Here is a 16,348-nt window from a genome sequence, read left to right as displayed (position 1 = left end):
ACCTCACCTGAGCTTCGGGTCGAGCGCGTCGCGCACCGCGTCGCCGAGCATGATGAACGCCAGCACGGTCAGGCTCAGCGCCCCGGCCGGCCACAGCAGGGCGTGCGGCGCGTTGCGGATCTGCTGCGATGCGGTGGAGATCTCGCTGCCCCAGGAGATGGTCGGCGGCTTGAGGCCGACGCCGAGGAACGACAGCGTCGCCTCCAGCGCCACGTACGTGCCGAGGGCGATGGTGGCGACGACGATGATCGGCGCGACGGCGTTGGGCAGCACATGCCGGAGCATGATGCGGCCGGTGGAGGCGCCGAGGGTGCGGGCGGCCTGGACGTAGTCGTTCTGCTTGGCCGTGATCACCGAGCCGCGCGCGATGCGCGCCACCTGCGGCCAGCCCAGCAGCACGATCAGCCCGATCACCGGCCAGACGGACCCGCTCTTGATGACGGAGAGGAAGACCAGGCCGCCCAGCAGGATCGGGATGCCGAAGAACACCTCGGTGATCCGCGACAGGACCGCGTCGCCCCAGCCGCCGAAGTAGCCGGCGAGGCCGCCCAGTACGGTGCCGAGGAGGGCGGCGCCGAGGGTGGCCAGGGTGCAGACGGTCAGCGAGGCGCGGGCGCCGTAGACGGTGCGGTTGTAGACGTCGCAGCCCTGGCTGTCGAAGCCGAAGGGGTGGCCGGACTCGGCGCCGAGGTTGCGGTTGGCGATGTCGCAGTTGTACGGGCTCCCGGTGGCGACCACGCTGGGCCACAGGGAGATGAAGATCAGAAAGAGGATCAGCAGCCCGGCGACGACGAAGACGGGGTTGCGGCGCAGGTCCTGCCATGCGTCGGACCACAGGCTGCGGGCCGGCTGGTCCGTCCCCGGCACGCCGCCTGCCTCGGCCTGGAGGACGTCGCTGCCGGGCAGCGACTCCGCCTCCTGGCTGCCGAAGTCCGCCCGCTGCTTTTCCTCGTAGCGCTCAGGCATAGCGGATCCGCGGGTCGAGCACCGCGTAGAGCACGTCGACCACCAGGTTCGCCAGCAGATAGACGATGACGAGGACGGTCACGAAGCCGACGACCGTGGGCGCGTTCTGCCGCAGGACGCCCTGCCAGAGCTGGTAGCCGACACCCTGGATGTTGAAGATCCGCTCGGTGACGATGGCGCCGCCCATGAGGTTGCCGATGTCGATGCCGAGGAAGGTCACGACGGGGATGAGGGAGTTGCGCAGCAGGTGGCGGACCGTGATGCGGCGGCGCGGCAGGCCCTTGGCGACGGCGGTGCGGACGTAGTCGGCGCGGGCGTTCTCGGCCACGGAGGTACGGGTCAGCCTGGTGGTGTACGCCAGCGACACCAGCGCCAGCACCACCGCCGGCAGGATCAGTTCGTCCCAGGGCGCGCCCGAGGACACCGCGGGCGTGACCCAGCCCCACTTGACGCCGAGCAGGTACTGCAGCACGTAGCCGGTGACGAACGTGGGGATGGAGATGACGACGAGCGTGGCGAAGAGCACTCCGGTGTCGACCGCCCGGCCGCGCCTGAGCCCGGAGATCACGCCGAGGGTGACGCCGATGATCATCTCGAAGAGTACGGCGAGCAGGGCGAGCCGGACGGTGATCGGCCAGGCGCTGCGCATCAGGTCCAGCACCGGCTGGCCGTTGAACGCCTGGCCGAAGTCGCCGGTGAAGATGTTGCCCATGTAGAGCACGTATTGCTGCCAGAGCGGCTTGTCGAGGTTGAGGTCCCTGCGGATCTGCGCCGCGGTCGCGGGGTCGGGCGCCCGGTCGCCGAACATCGCGGTGACCGGGTCGCCGAGCGCGTAGACCATGAAGAAGATGAGGAACGTGGTGCCGATGAACACGGGGATCATCTGCAGCAGCCGCCGGATCACGTAGCGGCCCATGGGCGCCCCTCCTCTCCTCGCGTGTCCGCCCCTTCCGTGCCGGCCGCGGCGGACCGCCGCGCCGGCACTACTTGACCTTGATGTCCGGGTAGTACGGGACGCTGAAGGGGTCGAGGAAGACGTCGGTCACGCGGTCGGAGTGGCCGGCGATGCCGTTCTGGTACCAGAGCGGGATCGACGGCACGTCCTTGGCGAGCAGCCGCTCCGCCTCCTTGTACTTCTCGACGGCCGCTGCGGTGTCGTCGGCGGCGTTGGCCTGGTCGACGAGGTCGTCGAACTTCTTGTTGCTGTACTCGCCGTCGTTCGAGGAGGCGCCGGTGTAGTACGTGGGCGCCAGGAAGTTCTCGATCAGCGGGTAGTCCATCTGCCAGCCGGAGCGGAACGGGCCCTTGAAGCTGCGGTCCACGACCTGGGTGCGGAAGTCGGCGAAGGTGCCGATGGGGTTGACGACGCAGGCGTTCTCCTTGCCGAGCGCCTTGTTGATGCTGTTGCAGACCGCGTCCATCCACTCCCGGTGGGAGCCGGTGTCGACGTTCGAGGAGATCGTCAGCTTGCCGCCGGGGAGGCCGCCGGCGCCGTCGATGAGCTTCTTGGCCTTCTTCGGGTCGTACGTGCACAGGTCGCCGCAGATCGTGTCGTCGAAGCCGCCCTTCTCGCCGATGACCGGGGAGGTCCAGTCCTTGGCGGGCACGCGGGTGTCGTTGTAGATCTGCTTGGTGATCTGCTCGCGGTCGATCGCCATGGAGATCCCGCGCCGCAGGTCGGCCTTGTCGGCGCCGGACCAGGCATCGTCGTAGAGCGGGTAGGCGAGGGTCTGGATGATGCCGGCCTTCTGGTTGATGAACCGGTCGCCGAGGTCGCTCTCGGCGTTCGCGAGCTGGCCGGCGGGCAGTTCGTCGGAGACGTCGAGGTTGCCGGCCTGGAGGTCGGTGTAGGCGGTGTTCTGGTCCGTGTAGACCTTCAGCTCGATGCCGTCGTTCTGGGCCTTGTCGTCGCCCGTGTACTTGTCGTCCTTCACGAGCTTCATCGACGTGCCCTTGGCGTACGAGTCGATCTTGTACGGGCCGTTGCCGATGGGCTTGTCGAGCCACGCGGCGTGGTCGTCGAAGAAGGCCTGCGGCAGCGGCGCGAAGGCCGGGTAGCCGAGGGTGTCGGGCCAGATGGCGAACTTCTGCGACAGCTTGACGGTGAACGTCCGGTTGTTCACGACCTTCAGCCCGGAGAGCTTCTGCGCGCTCGGCTCGCTGCCCTCGGCGGTCGGGTGGACCTTGTCGTAGCCCTCGATGTACTTGAAGAAGCTGCTGTTGACCTGCCGGTTCTTGATGTTCGCGGCGTAGTTCCAGGCGTCCACGAAGGACTTGGCGTCGACCGGCTCGCCGTTGCTGAACCGGAAGCCCTTCTTGACCTTGACGGTCCAGTTCTTCTGGTCGTCGCTCTTGATGGACTCGGCGAGCATGTTCTTCGGCTCGGCGGTCTTCGGGTCGTAGATGACGAGCCCGCGGGTGATCAGTTTGAGGACCTTGCCGCCCTGGACCTCGTTGGTGTTCGCCGGCTCCAGCGGGTTCTGCGGGTCGCCCCACTGTGCGCTGACGGTGCCGCCTCCGCCGCCCGACGAACCACCGCCATCACCGCTGTCACTGCCGCAACCGGTCGCAGCGAGCGCGGCGCAGACGACGCAAGCCGTCCACGAGGCGCGGGTCGCTCGGCGCATGGGTGCCTCCCAGGGGTCCCGAGTATCACTTAAGTGACATAAGACCCCATAGAGGACATTCGCGCTCCCGGTGGCACGCCATCGGGGGAGCACAACCCCCCGGATGGAGCGCGTGCCGCGCGCCGGTCCGGAGGGTGGCGGGTTCGAGGTGTACGGCCGCGGGCGGCCGGGCCCCCCAAGGGGGGCCGGCGCACCGCGTACGGCGCGTACGGGCTAGGCGTGCTTTGCGCGCGAGATGGCCCGGGCGCGCTCGCGCCCGTCCAGCACCACCTTGCGGATCCGCACCGTGTCCGGCGTGACCTCCACGCACTCGCCGTCCCGGCAGAACTCCAGCGACTGCTCCAGCGACAGCTTCCGCGGCGGGACGATCGACTCGGCGATGTCCGCCGTGGACGACCGGACGTTGCTGAGCTTCTTCTCCTTGGTGATGTTCACGTCCATGTCGTCGGAGCGGGAGTTCTCCCCGATGATCATGCCCTCGTACACCTCCGTGCCCGGCTCCACGAAGAGCGTCCCGCGCTCCTGCAGGTTCGTCATCGCGAACGCCGTCACCGCACCCGTCCGGTCCGCGACCAGCGACCCGCTGCTGCGCGTCCGCAGCTCGCCGAACCACGGCTCGTGCCCCTCGAAGATCGAGTGCGCGATGCCCGTGCCGCGGGTCTGCGTCAGGAACTCCGTACGGAAGCCGATGAGCCCGCGCGAGGGCACGACGAACTCCATGCGGACCCAGCCGGACCCGTGGTTCGTCATCGTCTCCATCCGGCCCCTGCGGGCGGCGAGGAGCTGCGTGATGGCGCCGAGGTGCTCCTCGGGCGCGTCGATCGTCATCCGCTCGACGGGCTCGTGGACCTTGCCGTCGATCTCCTTGGTGACCACCTCGGGCTTGCCGACGGTCAGCTCGAAGCCCTCCCGGCGCATCGTCTCCACCAGGATCGCCAGCGCCAGCTCACCGCGGCCCTGCACCTCCCAGGTGTCGGGGCGCTCGGTGGTCAGCACGCGCAGCGACACGTTGCCGACGAGCTCGCGGTCGAGGCGGTCCTTGACCAGCCGGGCGGTCACCTTGTGACCTTTGCCGCCCTTGCCGACCAGCGGCGAGTTGTTGGTCCCGATCGTCATCGAGATCGCCGGCTCGTCGACCGTGATCAGCGGCAGCGCGACCGGGTTCTCCGGGTCGGCGAGGGTCTCGCCGATCATGATCTCGGTGATGCCGGCGACCGCGCAGATGTCCCCGGGCCCGGCGAGCTGCGCGGGGCGGCGGGTGAGGGCGTCGGTCATCATCAGCTCGGTGATCCGCACGTTCTGCACGGTCCCGTCGCGCTTGATCCACGCGACCGTCTGCCCCTTCTTCAGCTCGCCCTGCTCCACGCGCAGCAGCGCGATGCGGCCGAGGAAGTTGTCGGCGTCGAGGTTCGTCACGTGCGCCTGGAGCGGCGCGCCCTCGTCGAACGACGGGGCGGGGACGTAGTCCAGGATGGTGGAGAAGAACGGCTCCAGGCTGTCGCTGTCCGCCGGCACCGTGCCGTCCTCCGGCTGGGTCAGCGAGGCGACGCCGTCACGGGCGCAGGCGTAGACGATCGGGAACTCGATCTGCTCCTCGTCGGCGTCGAGGTCGAGGAAGAGGTCGTACGTGTCGTCCACGACCTCGGAGATGCGCGAGTCGGGCCGGTCCGTCTTGTTGATGCACAGGATCACCGGCAGCCGCGCCTGGAGCGCCTTGCGCAGCACGAACCGGGTCTGCGGCAGCGGCCCCTCGGAGGCGTCCACCAGCAGCACGACGGCGTCGACCATGGACAGCCCGCGCTCGACCTCGCCGCCGAAGTCGGCGTGGCCGGGGGTGTCGATGATGTTGATCACCACGGGGCCGCCGCCCTTGGGGTGGTATTTCACCGCGGTGTTCTTCGCGAGAATGGTGATGCCCTTCTCGCGCTCCAGGTCCCCGGTGTCCATGACCCGGTCGTCGACGGACTGGAGCTGGTGCTCGGCGAAGGCGCCGGCCTGCTTGAGCATGGCGTCGACCAGGGTGGTCTTGCCGTGGTCGACGTGGGCGACGATGGCGACGTTGCGAATGTCCTGGCGCGTCGGCATGACTGGGCGGTGCTCCCGAACTAGAGGGGGTCAGCCGGGCGATTCGACCACGGCCGTCCTATCGTACGGGCCCGCTCCGACACCCCGGCGCGCCGCGATCCCGCCGAACGGCCCGCCCGCCCCGCCGCCACCCGGCCCCGGGCCCCGCCCCGACCTGGCCTCGGACCCCGCCAGGCGCCCGCCTCAGTCCTCGTCCGGGTCCCAGCCGGCCCCCGCGAGCCGCCGCCGCAGCACCCCGGCGCGCTCGCGCTGCGCCCGGGACAGCGGACGGGCCGCGTCGTTCATCACCCGGTGGTGCTCGACCCCCGGGAACGCGGAGCCGACCACGCCCGTGTTCCACTCGCTGAGCCCCTCGGAGAGCACGGCCAGCAGAGGGAGGCGGTCCTCGTCCGCGATCCCCCCGGGAAACGCCTCCTCCAGCATGGCCACGACCCGGACCAGGTGGGCATCCACCGCGGTCACCCCCTCCACCGGTGCCGGGCGTCGCGGACGTCCGCCGGGGAGGGCCAGGCGGACGGGTCGATCAGCCCCGCGTACGGCCCGGCCGCCGTGCTGCGCAGAAGCAGCCGGATCCTGCTCGTCGTGTGCACCGACGACCCCCGAGACTACCGGCGCCGGCGCGGCGGAGGGTGTGTCAGTTGCGGTAGCCGATGTCCTGGTAGCGGGGGGTGGCGAAGCCGAAGGCGCCGGCGTTGGCCAGGTTGCGGGTGGTCGCGACCAGTTGGGGGCGCTGGTAGAGGGGGATGGAGCCGGCCGCGGCCCAGATGCGGGCGTCGGCGCGGGTGAGGAGTTCCTGTGCCGCCTCGTCGTCCAGTTCCGAGACCGCCTGGTCGAAGAGCTGGTCGATCTCGTCGGTGCCGACGCGGGTGTAGTTCTGCTCGACGACCAGGGAGCCGTCGGGGGACGGTACGGGCTTGGCGTAGATCGGGCGGGCGTCGGTGGCCGGGTAGGGGGTGCCCGGCCAGGAGTAGAGCGCCATGTCGTACTCGCCGGCCGCGATGTAGTCCTTGAAGTAGCCCGGCTCGTCGGCCTCCACCACCTCGGTCCGTACGCCGATGTTGTCCATCATCCGCACCACCCGCGACGCCACCGACCGCAGCTGCTCCGTGCCCGGGCCCTCGGGGACCACGAAGCGCAGCGTCAGCGGCTTGCCGCGCTTGACGAACGGCCGCTGCCGCGGCGGCTGCGCCACGCTCGCCTCCCGCTCGGCCAGCGCCGCGCGCGCCAGCCGGGCCGCGCGCACCGCCTTCTTGTACGGCTTCGAGGACTTGCCGTGCTCCGCCGCCGCCGCCCACAGCTCCGCCTGCCGGCCCAGCACCACGTGCTGGGTCCGCGCCGGCTGCGTGACCGACAGCGGCAGGTCGTACGTCGGCAGCATCCCGGCGGGCGGCTTGTCGTCGCCGGAGTGCGCGCCGTCCGCCCGGTCGCGGTCCTCGCGGCCCGCGGCGCCCTTCGCCTCCGCCTCCTCCGACCGCGGGCCGCCCTTCCAGCCCGCCTCCGCCAGCAGCTTCTGCGCGGCGATCACGTCCTGCGGGCCGAGCGCGGCGCTCTGGTCGCTGTAGCCCGGCTGGCCCGGCATCAGCAGGTGGCTGCCCAGCGGCTTCGCCGGCAGGCCGTGCGGGCCGAGGACGCTGCGGGCCAGGGTGCCGCGGTCGACGGCGCGGGCGACGGCGCGGCGTACCCGCTCGTCGGCGAGCGGGCCGGAGCTGCCGTTGAGGGCGAGCTGCGTGTACGCGGGCTCCAGCGCCCGGTGCACGGTGTACGGGCGCGGGCCGGCCTTCGGCAGGGAGACCAGGTCGGCCGGCTTGCCGTCCTGCGTCCGGTCGGTCCCCTCGACCTGCACGGAGGACGCCGCGGCCCGCTCGGCGCGGGCCGCCTCCAGGGCCTCGTCCCGCTCGACCTCGGCGATGTCCAGCCGGCCGGCGTCCAGCGCCTTCTCCCGCCCGGTGCCGCGCGGCAGCTCCTCGAAGACCAGCCGGTCGAGCAGCGCCCGGTCGCCCCACCAGCGGGGGTTGCGCACAAGCGTCACGGACGTGGGCTCGCTCGCGTCGCTCCCGGCCTTCTTCCCCTTCTTCTTCCCGTCCTTCTTCCCGCCCTTCTTCCGGCCGTCCTTCTTGCCGTCGTTCTTCTTGCCGTCGTTCTTCTTGCCGTCCTTGTACTTCCCGCTCTTCGTGCCCTTCTTCCCGTCCCTCCCGCCGTCCTTCGCCCCGTCGTCCGCCTTGATCGTGAACGGGCCCGCGACCTCCGCGATGCCCTTCCTCGACCCCTCGTTGAACGCCTCCGGCGTCTTCGTCACGCTCATCGGGTACAGCGGCGAGAAGAGCACCTGCCAGTCCGCGTACGGCTCGTCGAAGACGACCTCGACCTCGCCCGGCCCGTCGCCCGCCTCGACCGACTCGATCCGGTCGTAGCCGGCGTTGCGCGCCGTCCAGTACGCGGTGTCCTCGCCGTTGAGCGCCAGCCACTGCGCCTCGAAGTCCTCCGCCCCGACCGGCCGCCCGTCGCTCCACACCGCCCTCGGGTTCAGCCGGTAGACCACCCGCTGCTTCGGGCTGCGCTCCTCGACCTCGGCGCTCTCCAGGTAGTCCGGGTCGGCGTTCGGCTGCCCGTGCTCGTCGAGGGTGAACAGCCGCGGCAGCACCGCGCCCGCCACGCGGTCGGTCGCCTCGCCCGCGTCGGCCTGGAAGACGTTGAACGTCTCCGGCGCCTCGTCCACGGCCCAGCGGACCGTGCCGCCGGGGCGCAGTTGCTCGCGCGAGACGGCGGTGATGTCGTGCGCCGCGCCGGCCGCGTTGCCGGGGGAGGTGTCGCAGCCCGCCAGGGGCAGCGTGACGCCCGCGGCGATCAGCACGGCGGCGTAGCGCCTGCGGCTGTGAAGGGACATGTGCGATACCTCCGCGATGCACACTTTCGGCGTCATTTGCCGCTCATCACACTTCTCCTGTCCCGCCACCTAAAACGAGCCCGCCCCGGACCCCGCGGCGACACGGCGGGCGCGCCGCACAACTCAACCCGTCCGGCCCAGCCATGAGGGACATCGGGCCGTGTGTTTTGCGTACTGATCGGCAGGATCCAGCCCCGTGCTTCACCCCCGCAGGGGGAAATCTGCAGATCCCTTCCCAACCGAGCGCGAGACGCGCGACACTTCCCCCCACAGCGCCCTGGGCGCGCCTTCGCCGTGCGCGAAGACGCGTCGGGGGCACCGTCAGCACCGCCCGACCGAAGACGTGAGGGCATGTCATGACCCTGAACGAAGAACTGATCGCAGCGCAGCGCTGCGTCGACGATCTCGTACGCACCGTGAGCCGTCTGGAGCAGCGCATGGGCGCCGGCGCGCTGGAGCTGCGCCGCGTGCGTACCGACGCCGACCACCTGCGGGAGTCCCTCGCCCTGCTGCGCGAGGTCTCCGCCCAGGGCCCGGAGAAGGAGGGACCGACCCTGGTCCCCATCCCCGACCAGCCGTACGACCACACCCTGTGGCGGGACGCCGACGACGAGGGACTCGGCGCCGGCGGCAGGCACGCCCCCTAGCCGGGCAGCCGGCCGGAACCCCCGCCCGCGACCGCGGGCCGCGGCCCCGTCAGGCCCCGGCCCGCCGACGCACCCCCGTCCATCCCCGACCCACTCCCCCCTCCTGCCGGAGACAACCTTGGCCACCGGAACAACCGAACGCCCACCGAGCCCCGACCAGCCGGGCGGTGTCCGCGCCCCGGGCCGCGCCGCCATCTCGGCGCGCCATCTGCGCACCGACCGCTGGTGGCTGCAGCCGACCGCCACCTTCGCCGCGCTGACGGTGTTCATCGTCTACTCGACGTGGCGCGCCCTCATCAACGACGACTACTACGCGGCGCCCTACGTCTCACCGTTCTACTCGCCCTGTCTGGGCTCCGAGTGCGTGGACATGAAGGGCGGCCCGAACTTCGCGCTCTTCGGCGACTGGTGGTTCATGTCCCCCGCGGTGATCATCCTGATCTTCCCGCTGGGCTTCCGGTTCACCTGCTATTACTACCGCAAGTCGTACTACCGCAGCTTCTGGGCGTCACCGCCGTCCTGCGCGGTCGCCGAGCCGCACAAGACGTACACCGGCGAGACCCGCTTCCCGCTGATCCTGCAGAACGCGCACCGCTACTTCTTCTACGCCGCGCTGGTGGTCGCCGCGATCCTCACGTACGACGCGGTCCTCGGCTTCCGCAACAGCGAGTACGAGTGGGGCCACGTGGGTCTCGGCACCATCGTGCTCTGGATCAACGTCGTGCTCATCTGGCTCTACACCCTCTCCTGCCACTCCTGCCGGCACATCGTCGGCGGCCGGCTCAGGCACTTCTCCAAGCACCCGCTGCGCTACCGCGCCTGGGGCTGGGTGGGCAAGCTGAACCAGCGCCACGCGCTGCTTGCCTGGGCGTCCCTGATCAGCGTGGGACTCGCCGACCTGTACGTATACCTGCTGGCCTCGGGCGCGTTCGACGACCCGGTGCTGTTCTGAGGCGCAGCGAGCCGACCGATGGGAAAGGCGAAGCACAGAAAATGACGCAAGTCGAACGGCAGCAGTGGGACGTCGTCGTGGTAGGTGCCGGGGGCGCCGGGCTGCGGGCGGCGATCGAGGCCCGGGAACAGGGCCTGCGCACGGCCGTCATCTGCAAGTCGCTCTTCGGCAAGGCCCACACCGTGATGGCGGAGGGCGGCATCGCCGCCAGCATGGGCAACGTCAACGCGGGCGACAACTGGCAGGTGCACTTCCGCGACACGATGCGCGGCGGCAAGTTCCTCAACAGCTGGCGGATGGCGGAGCTGCACGCCAAGGAGGCACCGGACCGCGTCTGGGAGCTGGAGACCTGGGGTGCGCTCTTCGACCGCACCAAGGACGGCAGGATCTCCCAGCGCAACTTCGGCGGCCACGAGTACCCGCGCCTCGCCCACGTCGGCGACCGCACGGGGCTCGAACTGATCCGCACGCTGCAGCAGAAGGTCGTCTCCCTCCAGCAGCAGGACTTCAAGGAGACCGGGGACTACGAGTCCCGGATCAAGGTCTTCCAGGAGTGCACGGTCACGCGCATCCTGAAGGGGCCCGACGGCCGGGTCTCCGGCATCTTCTACTACGAGCGCGAGTCGGGCCGGTTCTTCGTGATCGAGTCGCCGGCGGTGGTGCTGGCGACCGGCGGCATCGGCAAGTCGTTCAAGGTGACGTCCAACTCCTGGGAGTACACCGGCGACGGGCACGCGCTCGCGCTGCTCGCCGGGGCGTCACTGATCAACATGGAGTTCGTCCAGTTCCACCCCACCGGGATGGTCTGGCCGCCCTCGGTCAAGGGGATCCTCGTCACCGAGTCGGTCCGCGGCGACGGCGGTGTCCTGCGCAACAGCGAGGGCAAACGCTTCATGTTCGACTACATCCCGGACGTCTTCAAGGAGAAGTACGCGCAGAGCGAGGACGAGGGCGACCGCTGGTACGAGGACCCGGACAACAACCGGCGCCCGCCCGAACTGCTGCCCCGCGACGAGGTGGCCCGCGCCATCAACTCCGAGGTCAAGGCCGGCCGCGGCTCCCCGCACGGCGGCGTCTTCCTGGATGTCTCGACCCGGCTGCCGGCCGAGGAGATCAAGCGCCGGCTGCCGTCGATGCACCACCAGTTCAAGGAGCTGGCGGACGTCGACATCACCGCCGAGCCGATGGAGGTCGGCCCGACCTGCCACTACGTGATGGGCGGCGTCGACGTCGACCCGGACACGGCGGCGGCGCTGGGCGTGCCGGGCCTCTTCGCGGCCGGCGAGGTCGCCGGCGGCATGCACGGCTCCAACCGCCTCGGCGGCAACTCCCTGTCGGACCTGCTCGTGTTCGGGCGCCGCGCGGGGCTGTACGCGGCCGAGTACGCGCGCGACGCGGCCGGCTCCGGCGCCAAGCGGGCGGAGGTCGACGAGGAGCAGATCGCGGCGGCGTCCGCGGAGGCGCTGCGCCCGTTCAGCGCGGAGGCCGGTGCCGGCGCCGCGGGCAAGGACGGGGACGCGGACGGCGGCACCCGGCCGCCGGAGAATCCGTACACCCTCCACCAGGAACTGCAGCAGTCCATGAACGACCTGGTCGGCATCATCCGCCGGGAGGCGGAGATGAGCGAGGCCCTGAACCGCCTCGGCGACCTCCGGGTACGCGCCCGCCGGGCGGGCGTCGAGGGCCACCGGCAGTTCAACCCCGGCTGGCACCTCGCGCTGGACATGCGCAACATGCTGCTGGTCAGCGAGTGCGTCGCGCGCGCGGCCCGGGAGCGTACCGAGTCCCGCGGCGGCCACACCCGCGACGACCACCCGGCCATGGACCGCGACTGGCGCAAGCAGAACCTGGTGTGCCGCCTCGCCGACCCGGCCGGCGGCGCCCTGCCGGCGGCGGACGTCCCCGACCCCGAGCGCGGCCAGATCCGGCTGGAGAAGCGCGAGATGCCGCCGATCCGGCCCGACCTGCTCGACCTGTTCGAGAAGGACGAGCTGGTGAAGTACCTGACGGACGAGGAGCTGACCGAGTGACCACGGCACCCACCACCGGCTACACCGCACATTTCAAGGTCTGGCGCGGCGATGACGAGGGCGGCGGCCTGGAGGACTTCGAGGTCGAGGTGAACGAGGGCGAGGTCGTCCTCGACATCATCCACAGGCTCCAGGCCACGCAGGCCCCCGACCTGGCCGTGCGCTGGAACTGCAAAGCGGGCAAGTGCGGCTCGTGCAGCGCGGAGATCAACGGCCGGCCGCGGCTGCTCTGCATGACCCGGATGTCGGTGTTCGACCGCGCGGAGACCATCACGGTCACCCCGCTGCGCGCCTTCCCCGTGGTCCGCGACCTGGTCACGGACGTGGGCTTCAACTACGAGAAGGCCCGCGAGATCCCCTCGTTCGTGCCGCCGGAGAAGCTGGCGCCGGGCGAGTACCGGATGCAGCAGGAGGACGTGGACCGCTCGCAGGAGTTCCGCAAGTGCATCGAGTGCTTCCTGTGCCAGGACACCTGCCACGTGGTCCGCGACCACGAGGAGAACAAGGCGTCCTTCGCCGGGCCGCGCTTCCTCATGCGGGTCGCGGAGCTGGACATGCACCCGCTGGACGCGGCGAAGGACGAGGGGCTGGACCGCAGGACGTCGGCGCAGGACGAGCACGGCCTCGGGTACTGCAACATCACCAAGTGCTGCACCGAGGTCTGCCCCGAGCACATCAAGATCACCGACAACGCGCTGATCCCGCTCAAGGAGCGGGCGGCGGACCGTAAATACGACCCGCTGGTCTGGCTGGGGAACAAGATCTTCCGCCGCAAGGAGTAGCGGGCCGGGTCATCACCGGTCGGACCAATGACACGGGCGGCAAGGTACTTGTTGCCCGTGTCCCGGTTCGCCATGCTCCACTGTCATGAGCAGATCCTCCTGGCGCCCGAAGTCGACGGCGCGTACGTGGACTTGGCCGGCCGCCACCGCGATGGCGGCCCTCCTCGCACTGGGCCTCGGCGGCGGTGCCCCCGCAGGGGCGGACCCCGACGACGACGGGCTCAAGCAGGCGCTGGACAACGTCCTCGCGGACGAGCGCCTCGAAGGCGCGCTCGCGTCCGTCGTCGTGGCCGACGCGGCGAGCGGCGAGACGCTGTACGAGCAGTCCGCCGCCACCCGCCTCACCCCCGCCTCCAACACCAAGCTGCCCACGTCGGCCGCGGCGATGGAGCTGCTGGGCCCCGACTACACCTGGTCCACGGACGCCCTCACCGCGGGCGGCGACCTGTACCTGCGCGGCAGCGGCGACCCGACGATGCTGGCCGCCGACTACGACGCGCTGGCCGCGAAGGTCGCGGCGGCGGGGGTCGGCGAGGTCGACCGGCTCGTCGCGGACGACACGCGCTTCGACTCCCAGCGGATCGGCAACGGCTGGTCCGCCGACTACGAGTCGGACTACTACGCGATGCAGATCTCCGCGCTGACGGTGGCCCCCGACACGGACTACGACTCCGGCACGGTGGTGGTGGAGGCGTACCCCGGCAAGAAGGCGGGCGACCGGCCGACGGTGAAGGTGACGCCGGCCACCGGCTACGTGAAGATCGACAACCGGGGCCGTACGGTCGCCGCGGGCGAGAGCGACACGCTGGGCATCTCGCGGGAGCACGGCTCGAACACCATCGTCGTCAGCGGGGACATCCCGCTGAAGGCCAGTGCCACGAAGGAATGGATCTCCGTCTGGGAGCCGACCGGCTACGCGGCGGCGGTCTTCCGGGACGCCCTGGAGCGGCACGGCGTCGAGGTGGACGGAAAGACGCAGCTGGGGCGGGCGACGCCGGAGCGGGCGCGTACGGTCGCGAGCCACGGCTCGATGCCGCTGAAGGACCTGATGGTCCCGTTTATGAAGCTCTCCAACAACGGCCACGCGGAGATCCTGACGAAGACGATCGGCGTGGAGACGGCGGACGCCGGCACGTGGAGCGCGGGCCTGCGGGGCGTCTCGTCGTACCTGAAGTCGGTGGGCGTCGACACGTCCACCCTGCGCCAGGTCGACGGCTCGGGGCTGTCGCGCGGCAACACGATCCCGAGCCGGGAGTTCGTCAAGCTGCTGACGGCGGTCCAGGACGAGCCGTGGTTCGACGCCTGGTACGAGGCGCTGCCGGTGGCCTGCGGCGAGGACCGCTTCGTGGGCGGCACGCTGCGCACGCGCATGTGCGACACCCCGGCGGAGGGCAACGCCCGGGCCAAGACGGGGTCGCTGACGGGGGCCTCTGCCCTGTCGGGGTACGTGACGGACGCGGACGGCAGGGAACTGGTGTTCAGCGTGGTGCTGAACAACTACCTGGCGGGTTCGGTGAAGGACATCGAGGACGCGGTGGTCACGACGCTGGCCGGGCACGGGGCGGACACGGAGGCGGCGGAGCTGCGGGCGCCGGCCGACCGGAACGCGGGAGGCCCGGCCGACGTGGAGTGCGCCTGGCTGAAGCCGGTGCGGTGCTGAGACCGGCCTGACCGCGGGGCCCCTCCGGGCCCCGCGGGAGCGGGTGCGGTACCCGGATCCCGTACCGCACCCGCGCCGGGCGACCACCCGGCGGACCGGGGTTCAGGCCGTTCCGTACACCCAGGCAGTGCTGCACTGGATGCCTATCGCGCACACCCGGAACTCGACCGTGAGGCCCTCGGCGATGTCGCCGGAGCCGTCCGGAGTGCCCAGGTTGTAACTGTCCGCGCCCCTGAAGTAGTCGGTGTCGATCCTCTCCCCGTTCCTCATCACGAAGAGGTTCGAGGAGACTTCGGCGCCGTCCGTCCACCGGTCCTCGAGGATCAGCTTCTCGCCCTCCGCCACGAAGAAGGCCCGGTAGTCGTAGTTTTCCTTCGTGGTCTCACACCGGTACAGCACGGCCACGGCGTTGCGGCCGCCCGGGTCCTCCGCGGACGCCCAGTCGTTCTTGTAACTGCAGTATCCGGCGGCCGCGGCGGTCGGCTGCGTGACGAAGCCGATCCCGGCGGCGATGGCGAGCGCTGTGGCGATCCCCGTCAGACGGCGTGCCCAGGTCCTCCGCATGGTGTCCCCCTCTGGTGGCGTCGGCGCAGCAGCGGCTGCACCGCTGCGGGCATCCTCCGGTGCCCGTCGCCGCGGCGCACCACCCTTTGGCCCCAGCCGAATCGATCACTCCGCCGGCGGACCGCCGAGCAGTCGCCGCCCCAGGGGCGTGGCCGAGTGCAGCACGTGCTTGCCGTCCCTGCGGCTCGTGAGCAGTCCGGTCCGGCGGAGGACCGCGAGTTGCTGGCTGGCGCTGGACAGGGAGATCCCGGTGGCCGCGGCCATCTCGGAGGTCGAGTACCAGGCGGGCGAAGCGGCTTTTTGGAGCAGTGCCGCCCGGGTCGGGCCGAGCAGTCCGGACAGTTCGGCCGGCCCGGCGGCGGACACCGTCGGCGCCGGCTTCTCGACCGGGTAGACGAGCACGGGCTGCAGCGAGTCGTCCACCAGGGCGACCGGACGCCGCCAGCAGAAGTACGACGGCACCAGCAGCAGCCCGCGTCCGTCCAGGTGCAGATCACGGTCGACCGGATAGGCCACCTCCAGGGCGGGCGACTGCCATCGCGCCATCGGCCCGAAGGTGGCCCACAGCCCCTCGATCCCGCCCTCGCGCAGGGCGCGGGAGCGCCAGTCCACGTCCGCGCTGACCGCCGCGTCCACCGCCTGCCCCACGGGCGCGATGAAGGAGGTGTGGTATTCGCGCAGTGCGGCGCCGAGGACGTGCAGCGCCTCCCGCTCGCCGCGCGCCAGCGCCGTTCCCGCACGAGGGCGGCCGCCGCTCGCCGTCAGCAGCCCGATCTCCCGCTCTATCCTTCGCCGCGGCGTCGACAGCACCCGGTCGACGCCCTCGTCCAGGCCGAAGCCCCGGCCCTCGGCGGCCGGTGTCAGGAAGTCGGGGAAGTACGCGGCGAACGGGACCAGGCCGCACAGCATCCGAACGGCCCGCAGCGGTGCGCCCCCGTGTCTCAGCTGTCTTCGTACCCCGCGCCGCCACAGGTCGAAGACCTGCGGCCCCTCCCGGGTCTGCAGGCGGCAGGCGCTGCAGACGACTTCCCAGAGCGGGTCCGGCCGAGCGGAGAGCCGGATGCGCTCCAGGTCCCGGCCCGTGAAGTGGATTCGCAGCATTTTTTCCCCCGTGTGCCCCCGAAGGCGGATCCTGGCAGTCAGCTTGCTCC

At 70.9% G+C, this 16,348-nt stretch carries 13 protein-coding genes; 5 read left to right on the top strand and 8 right to left on the bottom strand.

Annotated features, from left to right (window positions below):
• Positions 1 to 3: 3 nt before the first annotated feature.
• From LG396_RS13305 to LG396_RS13280, 6 genes are all read right to left on the bottom strand, one after another.
• Positions 4 to 966: an ABC transporter permease gene (locus LG396_RS13305; protein WP_225794933.1), complete on the bottom strand. Its 963-nt coding sequence runs from the start codon at positions 964 to 966 to the stop codon at positions 4 to 6.
• Positions 959 to 1,882 (bottom strand): ABC transporter permease, encoded by a 924-nt coding sequence (locus LG396_RS13300; protein WP_018834953.1) that lies wholly within the window; start codon positions 1,880 to 1,882, stop codon positions 959 to 961. The genes LG396_RS13305 and LG396_RS13300 overlap by 8 nt, the downstream gene beginning before the upstream one ends.
• Before the next feature lie 67 nt (positions 1,883 to 1,949).
• Positions 1,950 to 3,593, bottom strand: a complete 1,644-nt coding sequence (locus LG396_RS13295; RefSeq protein ID WP_225794932.1) for a peptide ABC transporter substrate-binding protein — start codon at positions 3,591 to 3,593, stop codon at positions 1,950 to 1,952.
• Positions 3,594 to 3,806: 213 nt separating this feature from the next.
• Positions 3,807 to 5,678: a translational GTPase TypA gene (typA, locus tag LG396_RS13290; protein WP_225794931.1), complete on the bottom strand. Its 1,872-nt coding sequence runs from the start codon at positions 5,676 to 5,678 to the stop codon at positions 3,807 to 3,809.
• Positions 5,679 to 5,861: 183 nt separating this feature from the next.
• Positions 5,862 to 6,140 (bottom strand): hypothetical protein, encoded by a 279-nt coding sequence (locus LG396_RS13285; RefSeq protein WP_225795072.1) that lies wholly within the window; start codon positions 6,138 to 6,140, stop codon positions 5,862 to 5,864.
• A gap of 172 nt (positions 6,141 to 6,312) precedes the next feature.
• Positions 6,313 to 8,562, bottom strand: a complete 2,250-nt coding sequence (locus LG396_RS13280) for an ABC transporter family substrate-binding protein (protein WP_225794930.1) — start codon at positions 8,560 to 8,562, stop codon at positions 6,313 to 6,315.
• 356 nt (positions 8,563 to 8,918) lie between these two features.
• On the opposite strand from LG396_RS13280, the gene LG396_RS13275 reads away from it, so the two are divergent.
• The 5 genes from LG396_RS13275 (at position 8,919) to dacB (ending at position 14,633) form a co-directional block, all read left to right on the top strand.
• A complete protein-coding gene (locus LG396_RS13275; protein WP_018839404.1) occupies positions 8,919 to 9,209 on the top strand; it encodes an Rv0250c family protein in 291 nt (96 codons plus the stop codon).
• Positions 9,210 to 9,327: 118 nt separating this feature from the next.
• Positions 9,328 to 10,161, top strand: coding sequence for a succinate dehydrogenase subunit SdhC (gene sdhC, locus LG396_RS13270; protein ID WP_018839403.1), 834 nt, complete (start codon positions 9,328 to 9,330; stop codon positions 10,159 to 10,161).
• A gap of 41 nt (positions 10,162 to 10,202) precedes the next feature.
• Positions 10,203 to 12,191, top strand: coding sequence for a fumarate reductase/succinate dehydrogenase flavoprotein subunit (locus LG396_RS13265; protein ID WP_225794929.1), 1,989 nt, complete (start codon positions 10,203 to 10,205; stop codon positions 12,189 to 12,191).
• Positions 12,188 to 12,973, top strand: a complete 786-nt coding sequence (locus LG396_RS13260; RefSeq protein WP_018839401.1) for a succinate dehydrogenase/fumarate reductase iron-sulfur subunit — start codon at positions 12,188 to 12,190, stop codon at positions 12,971 to 12,973. Before LG396_RS13265 ends, LG396_RS13260 begins: the two co-directional genes overlap by 4 nt.
• Before the next feature lie 85 nt (positions 12,974 to 13,058).
• Positions 13,059 to 14,633 carry a D-alanyl-D-alanine carboxypeptidase/D-alanyl-D-alanine endopeptidase gene (gene dacB, locus LG396_RS13255; RefSeq protein WP_372483494.1) on the top strand — a complete coding sequence of 525 codons (1,575 nt, stop codon included), beginning with the start codon at positions 13,059 to 13,061 and terminating at the stop codon, positions 14,631 to 14,633.
• Between the two features lie 102 nt (positions 14,634 to 14,735).
• On the opposite strand, the gene LG396_RS13250 is transcribed toward dacB, so the two are convergent.
• Both LG396_RS13250 and LG396_RS13245 read right to left on the bottom strand, forming a co-directional pair.
• Entirely contained in the window at positions 14,736 to 15,197 is a 462-nt protein-coding gene (locus LG396_RS13250) for a hypothetical protein (protein ID WP_225794928.1), read from the bottom strand.
• Between the two features lie 105 nt (positions 15,198 to 15,302).
• The gene (locus LG396_RS13245; protein ID WP_225794927.1) at positions 15,303 to 16,298 is read right to left on the bottom strand and encodes an ArsR/SmtB family transcription factor; all 996 of its coding nucleotides are present in this window, start codon (positions 16,296 to 16,298) and stop codon (positions 15,303 to 15,305) included.
• Positions 16,299 to 16,348 lie beyond the last annotated feature (50 nt).

It is taken from the genome of Streptomyces aculeolatus (assembly GCF_020400605.1).
Lineage (GTDB): Bacteria > Actinomycetota > Actinomycetes > Streptomycetales > Streptomycetaceae > Streptomyces > Streptomyces aculeolatus.
Note: the sequence above shows the minus strand (reverse complement) of the source record. Positions and strands in the feature narration are given on the sequence as shown.